The sequence below is a fragment of the Psychrobacter phenylpyruvicus DSM 7000 = NBRC 102152 genome, from assembly GCF_000685805.1.
GTDB lineage: Bacteria > Pseudomonadota > Gammaproteobacteria > Pseudomonadales > Moraxellaceae > Psychrobacter > Psychrobacter phenylpyruvicus.
This window is the reverse complement of record NZ_JMKP01000002.1, coordinates 153,191-179,378: the sequence shown is the minus strand read 5'-3', so window position 1 is coordinate 179,378 and position 26,188 is coordinate 153,191. Positions and strand designations below refer to the sequence as shown.

The window sequence follows — 26,188 nt, the reverse complement described above, 5'->3', positions numbered from 1 at the left end:
GGGATAACTGCCAAAGCCTGCTTTTTCCAGTTGCTGATTTGGGTTGCATGAACCCCATATTCTGCGGTTAACTCGTTGAGGGTCTTGTGTTCTTTGATGGCTTCAACGGCGACTTTGCTTTTAAATTCAGCATTGTGACGCTTACGTACTTTCGTCATTAGATAGACCTCTTTTTCTAAAGGTTATTCTATCTTATTTGCTACAATTTTTTGGTCTAGTTTTCCGGGAGTATTATAATAAGGTTAATGTAGATGCTAATGCATATTTAACAAGATTCTTTGACATAGATTTACCTCAGTAAAAAACTTTTATTTAGTTTTTTTTAACCCCAACAATATTTAGAGTTTTCATAGTCCTTAAATACTATTGTTATTAACCATTATTTAACTATTTAATTATTAATTATATATTGCTCCTTAAAAGGGCAGGTATTTATTTTTAAAAGCTACGTCACATTTTAAGTCATTAAAGCGTATCTATGTCTCGAGAAAGACCTATAAAAATTAAACCCTTTGTCTAAGATAATTTATTTTAACAATTTGATTAGGCATTTGGTCAAAACTGCTTATCTGTAGCAGTAACCAGTTAAAATTTACCTCTTATATAACTAAATTTTATGATTCTTGGTTAAGTTATATGATAGTTTTATCTATCATTTTAAATTCATCATCTAACTAACAGGAATCATATTGTGCAAGCAATCGCTAAAGCCTCGCACTGGGTAGGGAAAACCTTTGCGATATGGGCAATCGTTAGTGCTATTTTAGGCTTTATTTTCCCAGAGTTTTTTGCTTCATTGGCTAAATATATTGTCCCTATTTTAGGTGTTATTATGTTTGGCATGGGGACAACCCTTAAGACAGACGACTTTGCTGAGGTTATTAAGCGACCAAAGTTAGTCATAATTGGCTTGATTGCTCAATTTACCTTGATGCCATTAATTGCCTATATATTAACCGTTATTTTTAAGTTAGATCCGTTAATTGCCCTTGGTGTCATCTTAGTGGGTTGCTGCCCAGGCGGTACCTCTAGCAATGTGATTACCTTTTTGGCCAAAGGTGATGTGGCATTAAGCGTCTCTATTACTTCTCTTTCGACCTTACTTGCTCCAATACTTACCCCTATTCTACTTAAAGTGTTTGCAGGGCAATTAATTGAAATTGAGCTTGCTAGCATGATGTGGTCTATTACTAAAATCATAATACTACCTATTTCATTAGGCCTAATATTTCACAGAATTATGGGGGAAAAGGTACATATTGCCAACGACATCCTACCCCTCGTCTCGATTATAGGTATTTCTATTATTATCGCAGCGGTGATTGCTGTTTCTAGAGATACCATTTTAACCAGTGGTGTGCTGGTATTTATTGTGGTGATGCTACACAACAGTATTGGTTATGCGTTAGGGTATCTGATTGCTCGAATTAGTGGCTTTAGTGAAGCACAGCGCCGAGCCATTATGATTGAAGTGGGTATGCAAAACTCAGGACTGGGCGCTGCACTTGCGGCCACTTATTTTAATCCTATTGCAGGATTACCTAGTGCGTTATTCAGTGTTTGGCACAGTGTTAGTGGCGCACTGATTGCAAACTTTTTTATGCATAAAGATAAGGCATAATTACTAAAGCTATTTGACTCAGCCTCCCTGATATTAGGGTAAAAAAGACACAAAGTTATCGCTTTGTGTCTTTTTTTCTTGTCTTATAAAAATATCTTTTGTTTAAATTAATTTAAATTTACAATATATTACTATGTAAATAACTGTACAATTATACAGTTACATTGTAAGAAGATTTATTGTTTTATTTCAAAGGTTTCGGAGAATAATATTTATAATAACAAGATAGTAGTTAACAAATCAGGTATAAAGGAGCTGCTTTGTATTAATGATAAGGCGTCTCAAAAACAGATAATCTTTATCTGTTTGAGTTACGCGCTTGCAGCATTTGACTTCCTTGTCTACGTTAAACTGGCAGAGATAATAAGCACTATATTTTTCCCTACCACTGACAGTACCTCACTGACACAATTAAAAGTTATTGGGCTGATAAGTGTCGGTTACTTAGCACGTCCACTCGGTGGTCTGTTGATAGGTCGCTATGGCGATAAGCATGGACGCAAACCCGCTTTACTTATCAGTGTCTGCTTCTTGGCAGTGACTACCCTATTGACTGCTTTTTTGCCCACGTATGCCCAAGTGGGCATATTAGCACCGATATTATTTCTTGTTATTCGTATATTACAAGGCATGGCGTTTGGTGGGCATACACCGCTGAGCTGGGTATTTGTTGCTGAGCATGCTCCGAAGAACCGTTTGGCAACCTATTGTAGCTTGGCCGTTGCAGGGGGTATTTTTGGTTCTGTACTGGCCATTACATGCGCGAAAGTATTAACTGGGATGTTCGATACTGCAGCTATGCTAAACTATGGTTGGCGCATTCCTGCTATCATCGGTGGCGTATTAAGTGCGCTAACCTTATTAATGTGGGGTCATGTCAAAGAAACGCCCGTTTATGTAGAGTCTAAAGGCACCCCATCTGATAAACCACATACTCTAAGCCTTAATCCAAATATTATCCGTTCCTCAGCAATGATGCTGTCAGTCTCTTTATCCTTTGTGAGACACAGTTTAATTATGGTGGTCATGCTACTATTGCCAAAACTGATTGCGCTTAAATTCTACAGTGATCCTAGCTTCTTGGTTAATGTCAGTTTGATAGCGTTGGCTATGCAAATATTGGGCTGTATCATTTATGGCATGCTAGCGGATAGGATTGGGACCGGTAAGACCTTTATGATTGCGGCAATTGCACTGACTGTGCAGGTTTGGATGCTTTATGCTTACCTTGCTAATGGACATAACGTTTTTACGATGCCACTATATGGGTTACTAGGGTTTTGTACCGGAATGATTGGGCTATGCATTGCGATATTTGTGCAGGTGTTCCCAACCAATATACGCCTAACCGCGGTATCAGTAATCTATAATGTAATAGCCGCGATACTTGGGGCAGCTCTTCCTTTATTTCTATTTTATTCGACTCAATATATTAGTTTTGCGCCTGCGTTATACCTGACTTTCATTGGTATTCTTTGCTTTATTATTGGTTTACACCTACATCACCGTGAGACCTTTGGCCAGCTGTACACAGGCTCTAGCAATACGAAGAAGTATAGTTTATAGATAGGTTGTAGCAGCAATCTATCTATTAAGCTGTATCAGTGATGCGGCTTCTCTACACCCTCATAAGTTTTAACCCGTCGACATCTATCTGAACAGTACACCATACTGTCCCAGTTTTTATCCAGCTTTTTGGACCAACTAAACTCCCGCTCACAAACTGGACATTCTTTTTTACGGACGTTCTTCTTTTTATGTGCCATTGGATCAGTTCTCTCTTGATTAAAAATAAAAAGGCTAGGTCACACGACCTAGCCTTTATCGGTATCAAAACATACCTTATCTTCTAAGATTTTATGTTAAAAACGCTTTTTGAAATCTGGTGGAAGTTTCTGCTCTAGATCTTTCATTTGGCGTTCCATCTCTTCTTTGCTCGGCATATTACTTGGGTCTAAACCAAAGGGAGGCATGCCGCCTGCACCTGGATTGCCGCCCTTGCTAGCACCACCACCAAACAGTGGACCACCGCCGCCAGAAGCACCGCCGCCCATACCGGTTAGACTTTGGACCGCCTTCATCATTTTTCCTAGCCCTTCAGGTTTTGACAGCATTTTCATCATCTTAGCCATTTGCTTGTGCTGCTTAAGCAGACGGTTGATGTCCTGAATTTGCTTACCAGAACCAGCAGCAATACGGCGCTTACGGCTTGGGTTAATCTTATCTGGGTTCTTACGCTCATAAGGGGTCATTGAGTTAATAAGCGCTTCCATTTCTTTTACTTTTTCTTCTGGCTTAGCTTCTTCTAGGGCTTCTTTTACACCAGCGCCACTCATACCTGGCATCTTATCTAAGAAGCCTGCCATACCGCCCATATTTTTCATTTGTTGGAACTGGGTTAATAAATCCTCAAGGTCGAAGTCGCCACCTTTTTGGATTTTCTTCGCCATTTTTTCCGCTTTTTCGCGGTCAATCTTCTGCTCAACTTCTTCTACCAGACTCAGTACGTCACCCATACCTAGGATACGCTGGGCAATACGCTCTGGGTGGAAGGCTTCTAAAGCATCTAACTTCTCACCACGACCCAAGAACTTGATGGGCTTACCGGTAATAGCGCGCACAGAAAGAGCGGCACCACCACGGGCATCACCATCGGTCTTGGTTAAGATAACCCCTGTGAGTGGCAGTGCATCGTTAAATGCTTTGGCGGTATTGGCCGCATCTTGACCAGTCATAGAGTCAACGACGAATAGAGTTTCTGAAGGATTAACCGCAGCGGTTAACGCTTTAATCTCATCCATCATCGCTTCATCGATGTGTAAACGACCCGCGGTATCGATAATCAAGATATCTTGATACTGAAGCTTCGCCTCTTCGATAGCACGCTTAGCAATATCAATCGGGTTTTCATCGGTGGTTGAGTTGACAAACTTAGCGTTTACCTGCCCTGCTACTTGCTCTAACTGCTTGATAGCTGCTGGACGGTAGACGTCAGCTGACACCAGCATGACTTTTTTCTTATGGCGCTCTTGTAGATATTTTGCCAGCTTACCCGCTGTGGTAGTTTTACCCGCACCTTGCAAACCTGCTAGTAAGTAAACCACAGGTGGCTTGCCTGTCATCTCTAGCTGCTGATTGGCACTGCCCATCATTTCAGTTAGTTCGTCATAGACAATCTTGACGAAAGCCTGACCAGGAGCCAGCTCTTTTAGTACTTCTTGACCCAGTGCCTTCTCTTTCACACGCTTTACAAAATCACGAGTAATAGGTAAAGCCACATCGGCTTCTAGTAACGCCATGCGCACTTCACGCAGCGTGTCTTTAATATTATCTTCAGTTAACTGTCCTGAGCCTGAAATCTTACGCAGGCTGCCAGAGAGTCGTTCGGTTAGAGTATCAAACATAAGGCTTTCTCAATAAAACATCTGTTAAGTTAGGAGGTATTAATATCTTAAATGGGGCACTAAACCCCTAATAAAAGGGGCCGTATAATTGGGTAACTGTTATTTGGTTTAATTGTTATTTGGTTCAATAGTATTAAACCGTTTAAAATCTCAAATATTTGGCAAGTTTAGCAAAATTAATCTATAAACTCTTTTATTGTTTCTGTTAAACCATTAATTTTAGCAAAAGCCGTAAGTTAACTGTATAGCAATCGCAAATAAGAGTCATTCTATGCTAAATTAGGGTATGATTGCTTTGTGATGACTCTGCTCTATGATTTATAGCCTTTATCTTACAGTAATACTGATGCACAAAGATATTGACGCACAGAAGACCAGAGCTAGTATATCAAATATTGTTAGACCTAATTTGTTAACTCGATTTCTTTGAGGACCCAAACACCGTGTTGCTTGCCTATGTCATCGCCCTTATTATTTATACCCTTGTAAGCTGTCATTTGGCTTGGGCTTTGCTACGTCTAAAGCCTGTTGCTAAAGGCTTCACTTTGGGCATGCTACTGGTCGCCTTGGTAGCTCATGCGATTACCTTATACCCGAACATATTTACCTTGCATGGCCTTAACTTTAATGTGTTTAACACCGCAAGTTTGACCAGCTTCTATTTTGTATTATTTTATGTGATTTTTTGTTTTTATCGCCCTATTCTAAGCCTAGGACTTTTTGCAGCACCGACCGCTATTATTGGCTTAAGCCTGGGGTATTTTGGGGTAGCTCCGTATGCACCACTGACAGAGGTCAGCCAAGGTCTAGAAGCCCATATTATTTTGTCCATCGCCGCTTATTGCGTGCTGTTAATGGCCGCAGTTCAAGCCGTCATCTTACGCTTTCAGATTCGCGAGCTAAAGCATAAGACCAAACAGCGATTTTGGGTCAACAAACTTCCCTCGCTACAAAGTATGGAGTCGTTGTTATTTGACATGATCTTGGTGGGCTTTAGTCTACTTACTATCGCCTTGGCCATTGGCTTCGTCTATATCAGTGATTTAATGGCTCAACACATTGCCCATAAAACCGTATTTAGTATTATCTCATGGCTGTTATTTGGCTGGCTATTATTTGGACACTGGAAATATGGATGGCGTGGTCGCCGAGCAGCCAACATGGCCATATTAGCCTTTTTGTTATTGGCTATTGGTTTTATTGGCAGTAAGTTTGTACTTGAGATACTGCTATAACAGCAGTATCTGCTGCTGCTTTTAAAGCACCTATTTAACCCCTAGAGTACTCAACTTAATCCCTAGAGCTTTCAAGCCATAGCTTTTAAGCATTGATAGCTTAGTGCTTTCACGTTTTATAACTGTTTAACAAACTTACCGCGCCAGTAAATTAGGGGTAATAAGCATACGCAGCCCAAAGCCACACTGATTATAAAGTGGACGCTATACCCTACCTGAGCCGCAATAAAGCCACTTATTAAGTGCGCCCCACCACTAAATACCGTTAATAAGCACACCTGGGTAGTGAAGTCACTGCCCGCTTTATCGTGTCTGGCATAATGCATGACCATAGTTAGCATAGCAACCAGCGCCATTGCCCCTGCCAAATGCTCAATCGCATTGGCTGCATAAGCCCACCAAAAAGGCACTGATTGATCCTCAAGGGCAAACCCTAACCAACTTGGATGCTCAAAGCTAATAGCCACAATCACATACAACGCTGTGGTAGCCACTTGTAGCGCATTAAATGCTAGTAACGCATTATGATGAGTCATTCGCTTTAACAACACTGCCGCCAAAGCAGCCCCAACCAAAGAAGCTGCAGAGCCTAGCACACTGGCCCATAACCCAATACTAGAAGTCGGGATGCCCATATCCACCATCATAGGCTTAACCATACCACTAGAGATGCCATCTACCACTTTAAAAGTTAACAGCACTGCTAACCATGCCCGCATGTGCTCATTTTGCCAAAAATAACCATATTGACTTTTAATATAGGCAAATAAGGAAGCCAACGTTAGCTTGCGGTTACTAGGATGAGTTTGATGTTCACCAGAGACTTGATGAGTAACTGGCTGAGCGGTTAACTTTGACTCAGCGGCCGCATATTTGCTTTCGGGGTAACGCCAAATTGGTATGGTATTTAGTACAATTAAAGCTGCCATCGCAAAAAAACTATAACGCCAAGACCACTGCCCCAGCACCAACAGCAATACGCCCCCTCCCAAAATAAGCCCCATACGGTAGCCTATCACTTGTGCCGCATTGCCCATGCCTTGATAAGGATTTTTCACTGCAGGCAAAGGGGGATTATTGCGTATCAAGCCCGTTAACGAGCGCGTGGCTAAACCATCTGCTGCCACATCATGGGTAGCTCCTATTAAGCTTAATAAAAAAAGCAGGGCATAAATGGCCCAAAGAGTATGCGGTGAGCTTAACTGATGCGGATCGAATAAACCGACTAGGGCCACAATAATTGCTGAGATAAGCTGCAGTGGTAAAATCCAACTGCGTGAACGCCCCCACTTAGTAATAAAATACTTATCAACCACAGGTGCCCACAGAAACTTCAAGGCCCAAGGCAGTAATAGCAGCCCAGACAGCCCAATCATCTCCAGTGATACCTCATACTCACGCAAAATAGCTGGCAGTGCCTGAGTAATAAATCCTGAGGGCAAGCCTTGAGCGAAATACAGAGTCAATAGCACTAGCATCAAAGCATAAGGCGACTGATTGGTATTAGTGGCTACATTGTTATCAAACTTATCAGCCGAGGGCTTATCTTGATCGGAGGCAACTGAAGAAGACGGCTTTTGCATCGTATGAGAGAGTCCTATAAGCCTGAGGTTAATACTAAGATAAATCTTAACAAGGCGGGTTACTGTAGGGATAAAATTAAAAAGATACTTTGCTAACCTGCTGCATAATATCTGCTATAATAGCCGGTTTTAACATGGCATTGATACATCTTGCTGTGACATCCGCATATTTTAAATTTATGTTTGAAGTTTTGCAGTTTTAACCTTTAATTATTAAGCTGAATTTATCAGCTACTGGTGAAAATTTTATATAACTCTTTGAGTTTAAGGTAGTTAAACAGTGCCTTAATCCTTAGGGACTTAAAGTTTTGGGTTATTTATGCGATAATAGATAAACATTTAATTTGAAAAAACTGGGTATATGTGGTATAAATACGCCCTTAAAAATTTATTCTGGTCAACCTTTACTTGTTGTGGCGATTAAAGGGCAAAGACCACTATCTTTCTGTTAACATTTTATTCAAGTTGCAGTCCTATGTGTCCATAGCCGCATTGTGATTCGTTATCTTGAGTAGTTAAGGCAACCAACTATCTCGACATGATTGACATGTCACCCAGTTGCCTTACAACTTTATTAGGAGTCCGTCATGTCTCGAGTATGTCAAGTGACAGGAAAGCGCCCTCAGGTGGGTAACAATGTTTCGCATGCGCTTAACAGAACCCGTCGTCGCTTTTTGCCAAATCTACATAACCATCGTTTTTGGGTAGAATCTGAAAACCGTTTTGTTCGTCTTCGTGTTTCTACTAAAGGCATGCGTATCATCGATAAGCACGGTATTGATAAAGTACTTGCTGATTTACGTGCCAAAGGTGAAAAAGTTTAGTCTGTTAAACGACTAATTAGAAGGCTTTTTTAAGCCCTCTTACTTTACAAATTAATAGGAATACATCATGAGAGACAAGATTAAGTTAGTATCTACCGCTGGTACTGGTTACTTCTACACCACTACCAAAAACAAACGTACTATGCCTGGCAAAATGGAAATCAAAAAGTTTGATCCAAAAGTACGCCAGCACGTTATCTTCAAAGAAGCTAAAATCAAATAATTTTTTGATTTAATAGCATAAAAAAAGCGGGTTATCTCATGATAACCCGCTTTTTTTATGTGTTGGTTGTAATAAATACTTATTGCTTATAAATAAAAGTGCATCTTAGCAATAGTCAAAACAGTTACTGAAAAACAGTTAAAGTTGAAATAATTGATAGTTAACTCGCTTAGCTATAATGCTCAGGCTCTTCATCATAGACGTTAGCATGCCACTGACTCACTTGCTTATGCATAACGGCCTGTACCGCTGCATGAATCATTTTATGACCGACATACTGCGCCTCAACGCCAAGCATATCTTTAATCTTATCTGAGAAAGTAATGGTTACTAAAGGATCTTCAGACTCTGCTGAGTCACGTAGGACGATTTGACCCTTTTCGTTTTCGACCAGCTCCAGTATCGTCTCTTGAGCGAAGCCTTGGTTACGGCGAGTCTTTCGCTCTCCTGTCTCTGAGTCAATTTCAACATCAATGTTGTCTTTTTCAAAATCAAATACCATGCCCTATTCACCTCATATAGCATATGTGTATCTATTAACAATGGACGCTAATGACCCAAATTTCAAGGGCTAATTGTAGTGACAGCTGTCTAAAGTGATTATTTGTGGCTGTTTGTAAGGTTTTATTGAGCTTAACCTAGCACTAGGCTTGGATTAGCGCCAATAACGCAGCTTAGCTAGAGTAAACAGCAAAGACACAAACATACCCAGATAATAAGCATTTTTTAGCTCAAAGCTGGGATCTCGATATTTAAAAGGAAGGGCAACAACGGCCGTAGCAGTGGGAAATATCACTAACATCAGTAGCCAGTTTTCAAAAACCGCCAACCAACCTTGCCAGCCTTCTGCATGGCGCAGTCCTGCTAGCCCCATAAGTAGACAACCAATAATTAGGGCCTTAATCAGTCCCTTTGGTATATTCTCTGGATAAGGGTAATAAAATGAATTGCGATCAAAAATTGACAAAGGAATTCCTTTTTATAGGTTTCATATAATCTTATTTTAAATTAAGTAGAAAGTGGCTAATAAAATGCTAACTATAAGTACCCATCAGCCACAGCATAGTCACACAAGAGATCAGCCAACCCAAAGTAAAAGCATTACGGCGCTGAATATGCATTCCCTTAATCTTATTCATAATTAGAGCACCCAACCAAAAAAGTACTGGGATACCAATTACGAAGGCAGGAACCAACACTGCAGCATGACGCAGAATATCTGTAATAGGATCACCGGCAATAAAGCGAAATACATAACCGGCCAAACTAAGGATCAATGAAAAAATAGCTAAGCCGATAGTAAATCCTTTAGGCACCAAGCTAGGCGGAGCCTCAAAAGTAGCGTTTCTCCCACTACTGTTAGTAGCACTATCCTTTAGGTTAGGGTCTATCGGCTTATTATTTGTCATAGTATCTCTATCAAGTTGACCACGTTGTGTTTTTTGTGAGTTGAAACTTGGTGAATTGCGCTATTAAGCTTAAAGCCAAGGCTTAAGCTTGCGCCGTTCCTACAAGACTTAGCTCATGACGCATTGCATCAATCGCTTGCTTGTAATCTAGCTGATTAAAAATAGCTGATCCAGCAACGAACATATCAGCCCCTGCTTCAGCGATGGCTCTAATGTTATTTGCCTTTACCCCGCCATCTACTTCTAAACGGATATCACGACCACTGGCATCAATAAGCTCACGCACTTGTTTGATTTTATCTAAAGTTCCGTCAATAAAAGATTGACCGCCAAAGCCTGGATTAACACTCATTAGCAAGATTTGATCGACTTTATCCATCACATAATCCAGATAATGTATCGGCGTGGCTGGGTTTAGTACCAGACCGCATTTAGCGCCACCATCTTTAATCATCTGTAATGAACGGTCGATATGATTGGTCGCTTCAGGGTGAAAGGTAATAATACTCGCCCCTGCATCCAAAAACTGCTCAATCATACTGTCTACTGGAGAAACCATGAGATGCACATCAATAGGTGCTTCCACACCATAGTCACGCAACGCCTTACAGATCATGCTACCAAAGGTTAAATTTGGCACATAGTGATTGTCCATCACATCGAAATGAATGACATCGGCGCCTGCCTTAAGGACATTCTCCACCTCTTCTCCTAAGCGAGCAAAGTCCGCTGAAAGAATTGAGGGGGCGATAAGATAGTCACGCTGACGGGCTTGGGTGGCTGCGGCTTGTGTGCTGCTCATAGTATTTCTCTAAGATGATTACAAATTTAGTAAATAGAATATTGGGACAAAAGTGCCGCTAGATTTAGCAGCACTGTTATAGCCTACTATTATAGCAATTATCCATGACTTAATGCGGCGTTATAGTGATGCTCAATATGATCTTCAATAACGGTTTGGATAAAGTAATAACTGTGATCAAAGCCGGCATGATATCTAAGGGTTAATGGCTGCTCAACTTTTTGACAGGCTTGTTGCAACGCTTCAGGACGTAAATAGCCGTCGATATAAAAATCATCGGCAGCGCCTTGATCGACCAAAATTGAAGGGTATTGCTTGCCTGCTTCTTCCACCACGTTTACGGCATCGAACTGCGACCAAGGCATCTGCTGCTGTGTCTGCTCACCAAAGTACTCGCTAAATGCCGCTTTACCCCAATCTGATTCACTGGCAACACAGACAGGCGCAATGGCTGAGACACTGATAAATTTGCTTGGGTATTTAAAGCCAAACATAATCGCACCATGACCGCCCATAGAGTGACCGGTAATACCTACACTACTAATAGAAAATTGGCTGCGAATTAAATCGTAGAACTCACTTACAATATAGCTGTGCATCTTAAAGTTCTCAGCCCAAGGCTGTTCGGTCGCATCTACATAATAGCTTGCTCCCTGACCCACAAAATAGCGCTCATCATTAGCGATGTTGTCACCTTTAGGGGAAGTATCTGGCGCAATAAAGATCATTCCAAGCTCACTACACTTCTGTTGAAAGTGAGCTTTGTGAGTAACGTTGTCGGGGCTGCAAGTGAGCCCTGACAGATACATCATCGCTGGGCAAGTCTTACCCGCAATGGCTTCATCGGGTAGATAAATACTAAAGCTCATCTCTGAATTAGTCACTGAAGACTGATGGCTATAATAACGTTGTTCGCCATTAAAACAGCGATTTTTAGATTGTAATGTTAACGCCGACATACGACACATCCTTTTTTTAATAAGATGACTTATAACTTATAAATAATTCTGGTAAATAGTCTCGGTTTATCATACCACCTTTAAACCCGACTACTTGCCTTGGCATGAGCCAAAATGAGAACTAACTTCCTGTCTATCGATTCTAACATAGCACTCTACTTTTGAAAGTAACCCCTCGTAAAGCAGCTATATCCTTCATTTTAAGCACTATCTGGCGATACACCCTCCACTATGGCGCACTAATGTATTAATAAGGTGCAAATGACAGTCACTTACTTATTTTTGAAGTGGCATATAAGTTGCAACCTTTTTAATAAGTTAACCCGTTAACCCTCTACTTTTATTCTTAAACTTAACCAGGGTAGCAGCCTGCAAACTCACTTGTTCCTCTAGGTTTAAGTTATTTATCAATCGAGCTATAAGGTGTGCACTATGAACTCTAAAGAGACCGCCCCTATTATCAATGATGCGCCATTAAACCCAACTGGACCTGAGCATTCTGCTGTTAATGAAACCTTAGAAGATTATACTCTACGTTATGCGCCCCATAGTTTTCGTAAATGGACCCCTGGAGTGGTGGCCATTACCGCTCTGGGTGGCATTGCTTATCTGGCTGACTTTTCGATTGGTGCCAGTATTGGCTTAGCCTATGGCACTACCAACGCAGTGGCTGCTATTTTGTTGGCCGCTGTGGTTATTTTTTTAACCGGTATCCCAGTCTCATATTATGCAGCCCGCTATAATATTGACTTAGACTTAATCTCGCGAGGGGCAGGTTTTGGCTATTATGGGACAGTAATTACCAGTGTCATCTTTGCCAGCTTCACCTTTATTTTCTTCGCCTTAGAGGGTGCTATTATGGCGCAGGGCCTAAAAATGGGGCTCGGGGTGCCGTTATGGATAGGCTATCTTATTTCCAGTGTAATGGTTATCCCCTTGGTAATATTTGGTATGAAAGCGCTAAGCACCTTACAAGTCTGGACTACGCCATTATGGTTGTTTTTGATGGTCGGACCTGTGGCGTACCTAGTGTTTCAAAACCCAAGCATGGTTAATGACTGGGCCGCATTCTCCGGTAATGGCGACTATACAGGTCTCGACATGTCTGCAGTTATGTTGGGTGCAGGCGTCTGTTTGGCACTAATTATGCAAATCGGTGAGCAGATTGACTACTTACGCTTTATGCCTGCTAAAACTGAAAAAAATAAAGTGTCTTGGTGGATTGCCATGCTGTCAGCAGGACCAGGTTGGGTGGTGTTAGGCGCTATCAAACAAATTACAGGTGCTTTCTTGGCCTTCTATTTAATGGCCAATATGCTACCTGACAATGTCATTACTGAGCCGGTGCAACAGTTTACATCAGTATTCCAAAATATTATTCCCGGTGGATTTGCCATTGCTTTGGCTGTTATCTTAGTAGTTATTTCGCAAATTAAAATCAACGTTACCAATGCTTACTCTGGGTCATTGTCTTGGACCAGTGCCTATGCTCGAGTAACCAAACACTATCCAGGTCGCATTATCTTCGTTATTTTCAACGTGTCTATCGCCTTGTTATTAATGGAAATGGATATGTTCTCAGCTCTAGGTAAAATCCTAGGCTTCTATTCTAACTTCGCGATTGCTTGGATTGTGGTGGTCTCAACTGATATTGCGATCAATAAGTATCTACTTGGACTGTCTCCGAAAGAGCCTGAATTCCGCCGCGGTATGTTATATGACTTTAACCCAGTTGGTTTGGTGGCATTTGGTGTAGCAGCAGGGCTATCTATCTTGGCATTCTTTGGGGTTCTAGGCGACTTCCTAGCACCATACTCTCCTATTATCGCTTTGGTAGTCGGCTTTGTACTGACCCCTTTAATGGCCATTATTACCAAAGGTAAATACTATCTAAAGCAGAATAATGATGGTATTGAAGAATCTCGTTTCGATAGCGAAGGAACACCAGTGGCTACTTTGTATCACTGTGTAGAATGTGAACAGCAATATGAGCGTCCTGATGTATTGTATTCACTTCAACACAATGGCGTTGTTTGCTCACTTTGCAAAACGTTAGAAAAAGCGTCTTAGAAGCAAGTAGCAGCCGTCACACATTATACCTCGTCTGACGCTGTTAACTACCTGAATGACAACTTTATACTTAAGCCAAAAGCCCAGTCTGACAATTCAGCCTGGGCTTTATAGTAGCTAAGAGTATACAGATATACTACGTATTAAAGATTAATCATAAAATTAGACCTATGCCACTATGCCTAATTCTTCTTTCATAGCCTCAATAATTTTAAATTTTTGAATTTTCCCAGTTACCGTCATCGGGTACTGCTCAACAAAGCGAATGTAAGTGGGAATCTTAAAGTGAGCAATTTGATTATAACAAAAGTCACGTATCTCTTGTTCAGTGATGGTTTCGCCTGCCCTAGGAATAATCCATGCGGCTAGAACCTCACCAAACTGTTTATCCGGTACGCCTACTATTTGAACGTCAGAGATTTTGGGATGACGATATAAGAAGTTTTCAACTTCAATGGGGTAAATATTTTCCCCACCACGAATAATCATGTCTTTGCTACGCCCCACAATTGAGATATAGCCTTGCTCATCCATACTTCCTAAATCACCGGTGTGCATCCAGCCATCAACGACTGCCTCGTCGGTTTTAACTTTGTCATTCCAGTAGCCTTGCATTACCGCATAGCCTTTGGTCAATACTTCGCCTACTTCACCAATAGGCAGCGTTTCGCCCGTCTCTGTGTCAACAATTTTTACTTCTAAATGCGGCTGAACCACACCCACTGTCGAAATACGTTTTTCAAACTCAGTCGTCGGCAATGTCTGGGTGGACTTCGGACTGGTTTCAGTCATGCCATAAGCGATGCTCAGCTCTTTCATATGCATGTCATTGATGATGCGCTGCATTAATTCACTTGGACAACTTGCACCACCCGATAAACCCCCTCGCAAACTACTCAAATCAAACGTTGAGAACTCGGGGTGGTTTAATATTGCCAAGAACATGCTTGGCACCCCATGTAATAAAGTACAACGCTCTTCACTTACTGCCTGTAATACAGTTAACGGCTCAAAGCTGCTACTGGGATAGACCACCGTACCCCCTATGGATAACATGGTTAGATTACCCAATACCATCGCAAAACAATGATATAGAGGCAGCGGTAAGCACAATTTATCCTCGGAAGATAAGCACAGTGATTCTGCTAAGTGATAGGCGTTATTTAATAAGTTTCGATGAGTTAAGGTTGCCCCCTTTGGGGTACCTGTGGTGCCACTGGTAAACTGGATATTGATCGCATCATTGGCATTTAGCTGTTTTTGTCGTTCTGCCAATCTAGGGTCATTGGGGTCTCCCTCTGCTATCCAATCCGAGAAGTTCTGCATATAGCCAAAGGTTTCCCAAGTGCCTGGTTGGTCAATCAAAATCAAACGTTTTAAATTGGGTAAGGTAGTTAGCTCCAAATAGCGGTAGTTTTGATGGCAAATCTCTGGCGCCATTTCCTGCACCATTTGTACATAGTCACTGCTCTTAAAGTGGCGCATATAGACCAATACTTTGCAGTCCACTTTATTCAGCGCATATTGCAGCTCTGAGATACGATAAGCAGGGTTGATATTGACTAAAATAACACCCGCTTTGGCAGTAGCCAATTGCATCAGTAGCCACTGTGCATTGTTATGTGACCAGATACCGACACGGTCGCCTTTCTCTAACCCCATATTAATCATGCTACTCGCCAATTGATTGGCTTGTTGCTGCAATTGTTTATAAGTCATACGGATGTTTTGATGACGCGATACCAGGGCTTCTTTATCGGGATATTGAGCCACTACTTTGTCAAAATAATCGCCAATAGTGTCTTCAATTAAGGGAGTGTCTGTGGGGCCGATATCATGGCTCATTTTTAAGGGGGCATTTCTGGAAGCTGCTTGAGGATAACGTTGCTGCAACAGGTCTCTTAACATTGAAACTCTCCTTGTCAAATGTTGAGGGGGGTGGCTATCTACTTCCTGTGATAGCTATACGATGCCTTACTAAATATATAAGCACAAATACATTTAAAATGAAACTGTTTTTATCGTTTTAAAAAAGACTTCATAGTATTGAAAGTATTTATTTAATAAAAACTAGCTATTAAGTTTGGCTTACTCAATATTATGTAAGAAATTTAATTACGCAATAAATACAGCCTATTGCTATCAAAGCCAACTAACGGCTTTTACTATAATCTGATTTTTTAGAATAAAAAAAGAGACACTATAGATATAGCGTCTCCCTAGTAAAGATTAATACGCTTAATAATCAGTTATTCACCAATAATATCTGGACCTTCATGGCCTAGCCAAGCATAAACCCCACCGCCAATCACAGCACCAATGATAGGCGCAACCCAGAACAACCATAATTGAGAGATACTCTCTCCACCAACGAATAAGGCAACTGCCGTTGAACGTGCAGGGTTAACCGAGGTATTGGTAATTGGAATACTAATTAGATGGATTAAAGTTAGACCAAGACCGATAGCGATTGGGGCAAAACCAACAGGGGCACGGTGATGGGTAGAACCCATTATAATAATCAAGAAAACCGCGGTTAGTACAATCTCTGCAATCAAAGCAGACATCATACTGTATCCACCTGGTGAAAACTCACCAAAGCCATTGGTCGCAAAAGCGCCAGCACTACTGGCATCTATCGCAAAACCAGATTGCCCTGAAGCGACAAGATAGATGATAAATGCCCCAAATACCCCGCCCAATACTTGAGCAATAATATAGCCGGGTAGCTCAGCTGCTGGAAAACGTTTGCCTACCATCAGACCAATGCTGACTGCTGGGTTGAAATGTCCGCCTGAAATATGACCAAAAGCGTATGCGCCAGTTAACACAGTTAAGCCGAATGCTAGGGCCACACCCACAAATCCAATACCCAACGGATTTCCATCCCCACCAAAGTTCGCGGCAAAGACTGCGCTGCCACAACCGCCTAGTACCAACCACATTGTGCCTAAAAATTCGGCAGCAAGCTTTTTCGATTTTGTCATAGTGCTTTCCTGTAAAGTAAGACCTGATTTGTCTTCTATTATTTTTATGTCCTACTGGTATACAGCTATTTAGAAAGCAATGAATATTAAATACAGATTTATATTCAAATCTTAAAACATGAGATAACTGAAAGCAGAGCAACGATAAATTTTTTAAATTATACTCAAAGTAAGATAATACAAATTAAATAACAAATTGTACAGTTATTCTTACTTATTGATAGTTATTATTACATTTAACTTATAGTGATAAATATTTATCTAGTTAAGCTCCAGCTATTATTAAGGGTTTGGAGAGCGGGCAATTTGATATCTTAAAGAGTTTTAATGAATGTCAAAGGAACAAAGTTTGGCGCTGACTGAGGCTCTCCATAAAATAAAATCCTCATAAACCAAGGTAGTCTATGAGGATTTTAAATCATGAAAACTTTAGAACTTATAAAAAGCGACTATTTGCCTTTAAAAGTGCCCTCTTCTTCAATATCAAATACCTGACGTAAATAAGCCAAATAGGTATCATTGTGAATCATAGTCTTGCCTGGGCTATCTGATAGCTTAGCGACAGGCTGACCATTACACTCAACCAGCTTTAACACAATATTAAGCTGAGTAAGTCCCATATCATTGGTCAAGTTGGTACCAATGCCGAAGCTGGTCTGCGTACGCTGCTTAAAGTATTGATGCAGCTCCCAAGCTTTTTCAATATCTAAGCCATCACTAAAAGTTAATATCTTAGTTTTTGGGTCAATTTTAAGCTTTTGATAATGAGCAATGGCTTTATCGCCCCACTCATACGGATCACCACTATCATGACGCAAGCCATCAAATAACTTAGCAAAATACAAGTCAAAATCACGCAAGAAGGCGTCCATTCCCACCACATCAGTCAAAGCAATACCCAAGTCGCCTCTATATTCATGTACCCATGCCTCTAACGCTGCTTTTTGTGAATCGCGTAGACGCACATCTAATGCCTGAAACGCCTGCATAAATTCGTGGGCCATAGTGCCTATAGGCGTAATCTTTAACTTCTTAGCTAAGTAAACGTTAGAAGTACCCCGAACGATACTCGGTGCTGCTTTGTGCAACGTTTCAACCACGTGGGTATGCCAAGCTTTGCTAAAGCGGCGGCGAGTACCAAAGTCAGCAATAATAAAAGGAGGCTCCCCTCGGTCAGCTTTTAGCGCATAATCTTGTAAGGTGACTACTTTTTGCTGCAGACGACGCTCACCTTCTTCGAGTACTGCTGGAGTGGTTAACTGCTGATAATACAGCTCATTAACAATCGCCAATACAAAAACTTCGAAGAACATCGCTTGAATCATGGGGCCTTCGATATCAATATTTAGCCGGTTTTTCTCATCAATGCTGACCGTAATATGACGACGCTTTAACTTAAACAGTTCCAGATAATCCACAAAATCTGAGCGAATAAAACGCAAGTTGCTTAAATACTCTAGTTCATCTTGAGTAAAACTAAGCTCACATAGATAATCTAACTGCTGCTCTAAAGCTTCTTTGATGTCGGGCAGAGGATAGACAGTATCTTTATAGTTACGACAGCGGAAGCGATATACCCCATGCGTCTGTGGGAACTGGTGTAGCATGGCTTGTAACATGGTGAATTTATACAAGTCATTGTCTAATAAAGAGGTAATAATGGGCTGGGTCATATTATTGCTCAATGATTTGGTAGGCGATTTATTTTTATCCATGCTGATATTATGACTGTTTCAGCGAATTAAAGCTATTTTGACTTTATTATCTATTACTATTGCGAGTGACTACAATTAAAAGTATGGATTCAAAGAGAACTACGCAAAATTCAAACCGCATAACATTAAACGCATAACATCAAAAAAGTTGGATACAAAAATGCACCCAACTCGATTCTTCTACTTAAGATTTAAACTTACTAAACATTAAAGGATTTTTTCAGTTTAGAACGTATATTTAGCCATTATTTCAACCTGCTGACCCTCTGGTCTGTGGTTTGGTGAGATATAATCTTTACTATATTCTCTCCACTCTATACCAAAATCAATCTCAGGCGCATATCTATAAATCAAGTTTGCAGTGGTAAGTTGTAGTGAAGTATCAGCACTGTCATCTACATTGATTTCACCATATCGCACATTGCCACGAAGTTTTTCGGTAAAGTTGTGATTGTAACCGACACTGAATCCAGTTTGCGAAACCAGATCACCATTTTCAGCATCACAATCAGCACCAGAGCTACATAATGTAGAGTATGCCCCCATGCCCTCACCAGTAAAGACACTGGCATGTAATGATCCGTCGCCTATAACCATTTTACCTGCAAGTGAGGCACCCAAACCAATATCAGAGTCATTTCCGTTTTTGGTATCACGTGCAGTAGCAGCAACAAGGTAGCTTATATTTGATGTCGCTTTACCCCCATAACTTGCCACTAAATCCGGCATATTAGCATCATCATAGACAGGGTCTTGTGCTGTAAGATTTAATCCATTATTGGTGTAACGTATGACTAAATCTGGACGAATATTATTAGCTCCCACTATTGTGCCAAACCCTGTACCAAAAAAATCCAACATTTCATTTTGTAAAGGATAAGCCCCTATAAATTGACCATTCCAAGTTTTACCTATTGTGAATTTATTTGCTTTCACATAAGCATGACGCAAACGTAACTCTGGTCTGCTTCTACTGCCGAAACCTGTACCATTTCCATAAAAGTCACCTTCGATGAAACCAGTTACTTTTTGGCCTTCGATCATTTTAGTGGTTTTTAGGTTGATACGAGATTGGTTCACCGCCATCTCTATACTAGAGTCGCCTTTCTCAGGCATGTTTGAGATAGCTTCTGCTTTAATATAACCCCCTATACTAAGGGTTGTGTCTCCAGTTGTAACTATATCAATTGCCTGAGCGCTCGTGCAGGCAACGAATGATGCCAGTACAATTCCTACCTTTTTAAAATTATCCATAATTTTCTCAATATTTGACTTGAAAATAGACATGCAAATCTTCTACATATACATGAGAAGTAAACACCCTATCCTAGTCCGATTCCCTTCGTTATTTAATAAGTTAATTTCCAACAAGGCTTAAACTAAAGCCTGAAAATGAAGATAACTTAAGCTATTTATTCGATTAAGTGGCCGGATCTGTTATTGTAAAACTTCTGAACTAGCCATAAACGAATAATTAAGATTAACTAAATAAATACGGTTAAGCAAGATATTAATTAATTATTAAATTACACTTAACCTAAACTTATCTAATTATTGATATCATTAGGCTGTGCTGGCTTACACATTAGCTACTTTAAAAAAATGAATGGTGGGATGAATGCAAAAAATTATCGCTATCTATAACGCAAATGGCTCTCTATTAGGTGAAATGAGATATGTCTTTGATAAAGTTTTCTTTAACAAGCATTGTGCGCTATGTGATATTACTCATGGCATGTCTTATAAAGCCAAATCAACATGGCTTGAGCAGGTTGAGAGCTTTGCAATTCCTATAGAAACTCTACATTTAGATGAGATAGGTGATGATATTCGACAGGTTATTGCTGATAAAATGCCTTGCGTGGTAATAGTTGATGGGGATTCAATCAATATTGTGATGAGTGATGAGGAATTGCAGGCTTGTGGTTGTGACCCAGAGCAATTTTTTGAGAGGTTAAGGGTAAATATTGCTAATATTTGAGACTACAAAGTGTGCATCACTTGACCGCCGTAGGGTGCGTCCCACGCACCGTCAAAAAGTGATGCAGGTTTTGTCGATGTGAATGTCACCAATGGTGCGCGAGGCGCACCCTACCATCAACCATCTACCTCATTAGTTAGGTCTCACACCTTGACAACAACCTACACTGAATTGCTTTTAAAATAATTACGATGGGGACTTATGTAATAGACAAGCCAAAACACGTAGGATTGAAATATGATTAAAAAAATAACTACTATTGTAATAATATCATCAATATCTCTTATAACTGGTTGTTTTAATAAGAAAATTAATTGTGAGTTTAATGGTTTAAATTTAAATAGCAACTTAATAGGTCTTGATAGAAGTAAAGTTATTAAAACTCTTGGTGAACCCAGTCACTCGGACTTGTCTATAAAATTATTTGAAGACTACTCTTATAAATTTGCCAATAAGCGCTATAGCGTTATTGTTAAGTATGAAAATAGAGGTGATTATTACTATGTTTCAAATGTGCAATGTTTAAAGTCTAATCCAAAGTTTGAGATCTTTAACCATGTCATTTGGCATTAACGACTCGCTATTATTATTTGACAGTATAAAATCAATACAGGACTATCTTATCCTCTATTTTAAATTTCGTATAACCTCTTGTTAGTTGTCTAGTTTTAATGTACCACTACAGTGCTTATCTAGATTTAATTAATTATTAATTTACCGTAGGGTGCGTCCCACGCACCGTCAAAAAGTGATGCAGGTTTTGTCGATGTGAATGTCATCAATGGTGCGCGAGGCGCACCCTACCATCAACCATCTACCTCATTAGTTAGGTCTCACACCTTGACAACAACCTACGCTTAGCTGTCAAATACAAGAAAAATGTAGATTAGCTGGGAGTTTACGATACCCGACAGTGCAGTAGAAAAAACGTCACTCACCGTTTTATTGATATTGTTTGGTTTGTAGCATATTGATAATCTTTGGTGGGTTACGCTGTCGCTAACCCACCCTACTTAATCAATACCACAACAAAAAAAAGGACTCAGAGATGAGTCCTTTTAATATATTGCGATAAGTTATTTTAGTTTGTTGGTGCGCGGGGCGCACCCTACTCTAGGTTAATCCTAAGAATTATTTCAACAACAGCTCATTAACACGTTTCAAATAAGCCGCCGGATCATCTAGCTGTCCACCATCAGCAAGCAACGCTTGGTCAAAGATAACTTGTGCAAGGTCGTCAAACTGCTCGCTAGTTTCTAACTTCTGAATCAGCGGATGGTTTGGGTTAACCTCAAGCGTAGGCTTGATATCAGGCACTTCTTGACCCATTTGCTTCAGCATTTGTACCATTTGTGGAGTCAGTTCACCCTCACCCACTACCAAACAAGCAGGGCTATCAACCAGACGGGTTGAAACCTGAACGTCTTTTGCACGGCCGCCTAATGCTGTTTTTAGCTTATCTACTACTGGTTTTAGGTTCTCTTCCGCTTTCTTAGCTTCTTCTTTTTCAGCTTCATCTTGCAGGTCGCCTAAATCTACCGCACCTTTAGCAATATTTTGTAGCGGTGTTCCATCAAACTCATGTAAGAAGTTCATCGCCCACTCGTCAACACGACTGGTCATTAAGATAACTTCAATACCTTTTTTCTTAAACAGCTCAAGCTGAGGGCTGTTCTTCGCAGCGGCTAAGTTTTCAGCGGTTAGATAGTAGATCGCTTTTTGACCGTCTTTCATGCGAGCTTTGTAGTCCTCAAAGCCAGTCTCTACACCTTCATGAGTGCTGGTCGCATAACGCAGTAATTTGGCAATACGTGCTTGGTTGGCCATGTCCTCACCAAGACCTTCTTTGATCACATCACCAAATTCGCTATAGAACTGCTTAAACTTCTCTTGCTTGTCCGCATCTTCACTGTTAGCAAGACTCGCCAGCATAGTTAACACACGGCGCGCGTTACCATCACGGATAGACTTCACATCACGTGACTCTTGTAGGATTTCACGGCTGACGTTTAGTGGTAGGTCTGCTGAATCAATAACCCCTTTTACAAAACGCAAATACATAGGCAATAACTGCTCAGCATCGTCCATGATAAAGACGCGTTTTACGTACAGCTTAAGACCATGTTGCTGCTCACGGGCATAAAGATCAAACGGAGCTTTGGCAGGGATATATAACAGCTGTGTATATTGCACACGGCCTTCTACACGGTTGTGAGTCCACGCTAAAGGATCTTGGAAGTCGTAACTGATGTTTTTATAGAAGTCGATGTACTCTTCATCTTCAATCTCTGAGCTAGAGCGAGTCCAAAGCGCACTGGCTTTGTTGATGGTTTCCCACTCATCAGTAACCACCATCTCACCGCTAGGGCTAACGGCTGCGCCATATTCATCAACTTCGCCTTCTACGTCTTCGCTCACATCTTCTTGCCAAACTTCTTTACGCATTTGAATCGGCAAGCTAATGTGATCTGAGTACTTATTCACCAGACGTTTTATTTTATTGCGGTCCAGATAATTATCTTCGCCCTCGGTGTACTCCTCTTTTAGATGTAGCGTAATAGAAGTACCACGGCTGTCTTTGGTGATGGTTTCGGTAGTGAATTTACCAGTACCGTCAGAAACCCAGCGCACACCTTGATCAGCAGGCTCGCCCGCTTTACGTGATTCAACACTGATGCTATCGGCAACGATAAAACCTGAGTAGAAACCCACACCGAATTGACCAATTAGCTGGCCGTCTTGCTTTTGTGATTCAGACAACTGCTCTAAGAAAGCTTTGGTGCCTGATTTGGCAATAGTACCTAAGTTTTCGATAGTATCAGCTTCATTCATACCAATACCATTATCGATGAAAGTAATGGTTTTGGCTTCTTCATCAATATCGATACGAACTTTTAATTCGGCGTCTTCTTCATAAAGGCTATCATCACTGGTGGCTTCAAAGCGCAGCTTATCGCAAGCATCTGAGGCGTTTGAGACCAGCTCACGCACAAAAATATCAGAGTTTGAATACAGTGAGTGAGTCACTAAATTTAGCAGCTGCGCTACTTCGGCCTCAAAGACGTGCTGGGTGGCTTGTTGATTTTCGCTCATAATATCCTCTTGGTTTATCCATAATTATTTTTATGCTAACAGATACTCCGCCGCTTATTGCTGAATATAAAGTTAAGCAGCCGGACCTATAGGCTAGCTTGGGATAACTCTCTTATAGGGGCGCGTGCTGAATTTTTCAAGCAATAAGTAGTTATTAATTTTATTCTCTTAGTCTGTAACGACTTGTCTAAAAAGTGCAGTACTATCTAGATTTATGCAAAAACAACGCCAGTCCAATTGACCGGCATTTTGTCTAATTGTCCAACTCTATAAGTTGTGTCTTGCTAGTAGCCTGGCTAGAATTAGTAAAGTAATATATTAAACAGTAAGTTAAGCCATAGCACGAATAGTCAAAATCTGTTCACTACGCCCAAAAGGCCCTTGTAAATCGTGCAAAACAGTACTGGTTAAGCCAATACCATCCTCACCATACTGCTGCACTGCTTCAATCCCTAGCCATTTACCTTGTGGCAGTCGGTGCATATGGATTTGTAAATCAGTGTTGGGAAAAGCCCACTGCATCTCAGACATTCTTAGCCCATTTCGGGGCACTACCCCATTGGCAGTATCCACTAAACCTATAAGACGTACTAAGTCTGAGGTGACCTCATCCTGCACCATATCAAGCTCAGTGGTCAACCAAACCAACCCTTTACCAGGACGTCGAGCGGGGTCTGAAGCCAGTTTGATACTTTCAATAAATCCGCCCGGCCAGCCCTTCATCTCATCCCATACTGGCAAGTTCTCTGGATGAGAGCTGGCTAACGAGTCTTCTAGACCCGCAATTTCGGCCGTATCTTGAGTTAGTAAGCGCCAGGCTCGGGCGATGATACAATCCCGTCCCCCACTACTCATTACCGCTTCGATAAGCTCGATGGTTTTGCCAGGACGAATACAGCGGGTGGTGATAGTGAATTCTTGTAGAGGAATGAGACCTAAGATATCCAAGCTTATCCGTGCTATGCGCAGGTTTGATTGGGGAGAAAAAATCTCAAGCTCACGGGCTAGAACCCCTGTCGCTGGTGCCATGTGTTGCTCATGATCATTCCATGCGCCTTGAGCATGTAGTGTCGGCTTATAGTACGCCACTGTACTATTATCGGACTGAGTTTCTCGCTTTAGAAGTTGGTAATATGAAGCCATAAGTCATCCTTAACTTTTTATTGACTACTGATTATCGGAATCAATGCCACAGCTTTGTTTAAAAAAAGGAAATTGATTGAAAAAGACAATTTTAAAACTGAAAAAAACTGTGGCTATTTTTTCAATAAGCCACAGCTTTTTATATTATTATTTTAGATTACGCTGTAACCTGCTTTACAGGGATACGTAACTCTTTGGGCAGACTAAAGGTAACATTTTCTTCAATGCCCTTCAATTCATCAGGCATGTCACCGCCCCAATCTTGTAACTGGTTTAGCACCTCTTGAATAAGAATCTCTGGAGCAGAAGCCCCAGCGGTTACCCCCACCGCATTGACACCCTCAAACCATTCTTTTTTCATTTCGCCAGCGTTATCAATAAGGTAGGCTTTGCAGTTCATGCGTTCAGCCAGCTCACGCAGACGGTTTGAGTTTGAAGAGTTAGGCGAGCCAACCACCAATACTACCTCACAGCGTGCAGCCAAATCTTTAACCGCATCTTGACGGTTTTGGGTGGCATAACAGATATCGTCTTTGCGTGGCCCTTGAATGTTTGGGAACTTTGCGCGTAAAGCATCGATAACTTTCGCTGTATCATCCATAGACAGGGTAGTTTGGGTAACAAATGCCAAGTGATCAGGGTTATTGACCTCAAGCTTTGCCACATCTTCTTCGTTCTCTACCAGATAGATCTCACCACCATATTTAGCGCTAAATCGGCCCATAGTCCCTTCTACTTCAGGATGACCTTGGTGACCAATTAATATCGCATCCATATTATCACGGGCAAATTTTGCCACTTCGATATGAACCTTAGTAACCAATGGACAAGTGGCATCAAATACCGTTAAATCACGGCGTTTAGCCTCATCCTCCACCTCTTTAGAGACCCCATGCGCTGAAAAAATAACAATTGACCCATCCGGTACTTCATGCAGCTCCTCAACAAAAACTGCCCCACGATTGGCCAAGTCAGAAACCACGAATTTATTATGTACCACTTCATGACGCACATAGATAGGTGGCTCAAAACGTGTCAATGCCTCATTTACAATAGCAATAGCACGGTCGACACCAGCACAAAAACCACGAGGATTGGCAAGATAAATTTGCATAACAGACCTTCACAATAGATAATCA

The 26,188-nt window shown here is 41.0% G+C and carries 24 protein-coding genes; 8 read left to right on the top strand and 16 right to left on the bottom strand.

Annotated elements, in window-relative coordinates; translation table 11 throughout:
- Positions 1 to 158 (bottom strand): transposase (locus G561_RS0101520; protein WP_028857977.1); only part of this gene is annotated, 158 nt, incomplete at its 3' end.
- A 533-nt stretch (positions 159 to 691) separates the two neighbouring features.
- Here G561_RS0101520 and G561_RS0101515 point away from each other — a divergent pair.
- Both G561_RS0101515 and G561_RS0101510 read left to right on the top strand, forming a co-directional pair.
- On the top strand, positions 692 to 1,621 hold the full coding sequence (locus G561_RS0101515) for a bile acid:sodium symporter family protein (RefSeq protein ID WP_028857976.1): 930 nt from the start codon (positions 692 to 694) through the stop codon (positions 1,619 to 1,621).
- A gap of 306 nt (positions 1,622 to 1,927) precedes the next feature.
- Complete coding sequence (locus G561_RS0101510; RefSeq protein WP_227674010.1) at positions 1,928 to 3,187, top strand: MFS transporter; 1,260 nt, start codon at positions 1,928 to 1,930, stop codon at positions 3,185 to 3,187.
- A 35-nt stretch (positions 3,188 to 3,222) separates the two neighbouring features.
- On the opposite strand, the gene G561_RS15100 is transcribed toward G561_RS0101510, so the two are convergent.
- Entirely contained in the window at positions 3,223 to 3,387 is a 165-nt protein-coding gene (locus G561_RS15100) for a DUF2256 domain-containing protein (RefSeq protein ID WP_081794337.1), read from the bottom strand.
- 96 nt (positions 3,388 to 3,483) lie between these two features.
- Positions 3,484 to 5,025, bottom strand: coding sequence for a signal recognition particle protein (gene ffh, locus G561_RS0101505; protein ID WP_028857974.1), 1,542 nt, complete (start codon positions 5,023 to 5,025; stop codon positions 3,484 to 3,486).
- 443 nt (positions 5,026 to 5,468) lie between these two features.
- Between ffh and G561_RS0101500 the strand changes: the two genes are divergently transcribed.
- On the top strand, positions 5,469 to 6,260 hold the full coding sequence (locus G561_RS0101500) for a cytochrome C assembly family protein (protein ID WP_028857973.1): 792 nt from the start codon (positions 5,469 to 5,471) through the stop codon (positions 6,258 to 6,260).
- Positions 6,261 to 6,376: 116 nt separating this feature from the next.
- On the opposite strand, the gene G561_RS0101495 is transcribed toward G561_RS0101500, so the two are convergent.
- Entirely contained in the window at positions 6,377 to 7,843 is a 1,467-nt protein-coding gene (locus tag G561_RS0101495) for an MFS transporter (RefSeq protein ID WP_028857972.1), read from the bottom strand.
- 587 nt (positions 7,844 to 8,430) lie between these two features.
- On the opposite strand from G561_RS0101495, the gene rpmB reads away from it, so the two are divergent.
- Together rpmB and rpmG are read left to right on the top strand one after the other, a co-directional pair.
- Positions 8,431 to 8,667, top strand: a complete 237-nt coding sequence (gene rpmB / locus G561_RS0101490; RefSeq protein ID WP_007394060.1) for a 50S ribosomal protein L28 — start codon at positions 8,431 to 8,433, stop codon at positions 8,665 to 8,667.
- 67 nt (positions 8,668 to 8,734) lie between these two features.
- Positions 8,735 to 8,890, top strand: coding sequence for a 50S ribosomal protein L33 (gene rpmG / locus G561_RS0101485; protein ID WP_007394061.1), 156 nt, complete (start codon positions 8,735 to 8,737; stop codon positions 8,888 to 8,890).
- 169 nt (positions 8,891 to 9,059) lie between these two features.
- Here the strand turns inward: rpmG and G561_RS0101480 are convergent, their stop codons facing one another.
- From G561_RS0101480 to fghA, 5 genes are all read right to left on the bottom strand, one after another.
- Positions 9,060 to 9,392, bottom strand: a complete 333-nt coding sequence (locus G561_RS0101480; RefSeq protein WP_037031449.1) for a hypothetical protein — start codon at positions 9,390 to 9,392, stop codon at positions 9,060 to 9,062.
- 153 nt (positions 9,393 to 9,545) lie between these two features.
- The gene (locus G561_RS0101475; protein ID WP_037031448.1) at positions 9,546 to 9,857 is read right to left on the bottom strand and encodes a hypothetical protein; all 312 of its coding nucleotides are present in this window, start codon (positions 9,855 to 9,857) and stop codon (positions 9,546 to 9,548) included.
- A 67-nt stretch (positions 9,858 to 9,924) separates the two neighbouring features.
- On the bottom strand, positions 9,925 to 10,299 hold the full coding sequence (locus tag G561_RS0101470) for a hypothetical protein (RefSeq protein WP_028857969.1): 375 nt from the start codon (positions 10,297 to 10,299) through the stop codon (positions 9,925 to 9,927).
- Positions 10,300 to 10,381: 82 nt separating this feature from the next.
- Entirely contained in the window at positions 10,382 to 11,101 is a 720-nt protein-coding gene (rpe, locus tag G561_RS0101465) for a ribulose-phosphate 3-epimerase (protein WP_051584295.1), read from the bottom strand.
- A gap of 98 nt (positions 11,102 to 11,199) precedes the next feature.
- Positions 11,200 to 12,060 (bottom strand): S-formylglutathione hydrolase, encoded by an 861-nt coding sequence (gene fghA / locus G561_RS0101460; RefSeq protein ID WP_028857967.1) that lies wholly within the window; start codon positions 12,058 to 12,060, stop codon positions 11,200 to 11,202.
- 432 nt (positions 12,061 to 12,492) lie between these two features.
- On the opposite strand from fghA, the gene G561_RS0101455 reads away from it, so the two are divergent.
- Positions 12,493 to 14,130, top strand: a complete 1,638-nt coding sequence (locus tag G561_RS0101455; protein ID WP_037031447.1) for a purine-cytosine permease family protein — start codon at positions 12,493 to 12,495, stop codon at positions 14,128 to 14,130.
- Between the two features lie 168 nt (positions 14,131 to 14,298).
- Here G561_RS0101455 and G561_RS0101450 read toward each other — a convergent pair whose 3' ends face one another.
- The 4 genes from G561_RS0101450 to G561_RS0101435 all read right to left on the bottom strand — a co-directional run bounded on the left by G561_RS0101450 (position 14,299) and on the right by G561_RS0101435 (position 20,119).
- The gene (locus G561_RS0101450; protein ID WP_028857965.1) at positions 14,299 to 16,038 is read right to left on the bottom strand and encodes an AMP-binding protein; all 1,740 of its coding nucleotides are present in this window, start codon (positions 16,036 to 16,038) and stop codon (positions 14,299 to 14,301) included.
- A 341-nt stretch (positions 16,039 to 16,379) separates the two neighbouring features.
- Positions 16,380 to 17,117 carry an aquaporin Z gene (gene aqpZ / locus G561_RS0101445; protein ID WP_028857964.1) on the bottom strand — a complete coding sequence of 246 codons (738 nt, stop codon included), beginning with the start codon at positions 17,115 to 17,117 and terminating at the stop codon, positions 16,380 to 16,382.
- A gap of 449 nt (positions 17,118 to 17,566) precedes the next feature.
- Positions 17,567 to 18,790, bottom strand: a complete 1,224-nt coding sequence (gene pncB / locus G561_RS0101440) for a nicotinate phosphoribosyltransferase (RefSeq protein WP_028857963.1) — start codon at positions 18,788 to 18,790, stop codon at positions 17,567 to 17,569.
- A gap of 267 nt (positions 18,791 to 19,057) precedes the next feature.
- Positions 19,058 to 20,119 (bottom strand): porin, encoded by a 1,062-nt coding sequence (locus G561_RS0101435; RefSeq protein ID WP_227674009.1) that lies wholly within the window; start codon positions 20,117 to 20,119, stop codon positions 19,058 to 19,060.
- Between the two features lie 331 nt (positions 20,120 to 20,450).
- Here G561_RS0101435 and G561_RS0101430 point away from each other — a divergent pair, with 331 nt between their 5' ends.
- Entirely contained in the window at positions 20,451 to 20,813 is a 363-nt protein-coding gene (locus tag G561_RS0101430; protein ID WP_028857961.1) for a hypothetical protein, read from the top strand.
- Positions 20,814 to 21,050: 237 nt separating this feature from the next.
- Complete coding sequence (locus G561_RS0101425) at positions 21,051 to 21,386, top strand: hypothetical protein (RefSeq protein WP_028857960.1); 336 nt, start codon at positions 21,051 to 21,053, stop codon at positions 21,384 to 21,386.
- 558 nt (positions 21,387 to 21,944) lie between these two features.
- Here G561_RS0101425 and htpG read toward each other — a convergent pair.
- The 3 genes from htpG to ispH all read right to left on the bottom strand — a co-directional run bounded on the left by htpG (position 21,945) and on the right by ispH (position 26,163).
- The gene (gene htpG, locus G561_RS0101420) at positions 21,945 to 23,906 is read right to left on the bottom strand and encodes a molecular chaperone HtpG (protein WP_028857959.1); all 1,962 of its coding nucleotides are present in this window, start codon (positions 23,904 to 23,906) and stop codon (positions 21,945 to 21,947) included.
- A 330-nt stretch (positions 23,907 to 24,236) separates the two neighbouring features.
- Positions 24,237 to 25,049, bottom strand: a complete 813-nt coding sequence (locus G561_RS0101415) for a thioesterase family protein (protein ID WP_028857958.1) — start codon at positions 25,047 to 25,049, stop codon at positions 24,237 to 24,239.
- A gap of 157 nt (positions 25,050 to 25,206) precedes the next feature.
- Entirely contained in the window at positions 25,207 to 26,163 is a 957-nt protein-coding gene (ispH, locus tag G561_RS0101410; RefSeq protein ID WP_028857957.1) for a 4-hydroxy-3-methylbut-2-enyl diphosphate reductase, read from the bottom strand.
- Between the last annotated feature and the right edge of the window lie 25 nt (positions 26,164 to 26,188).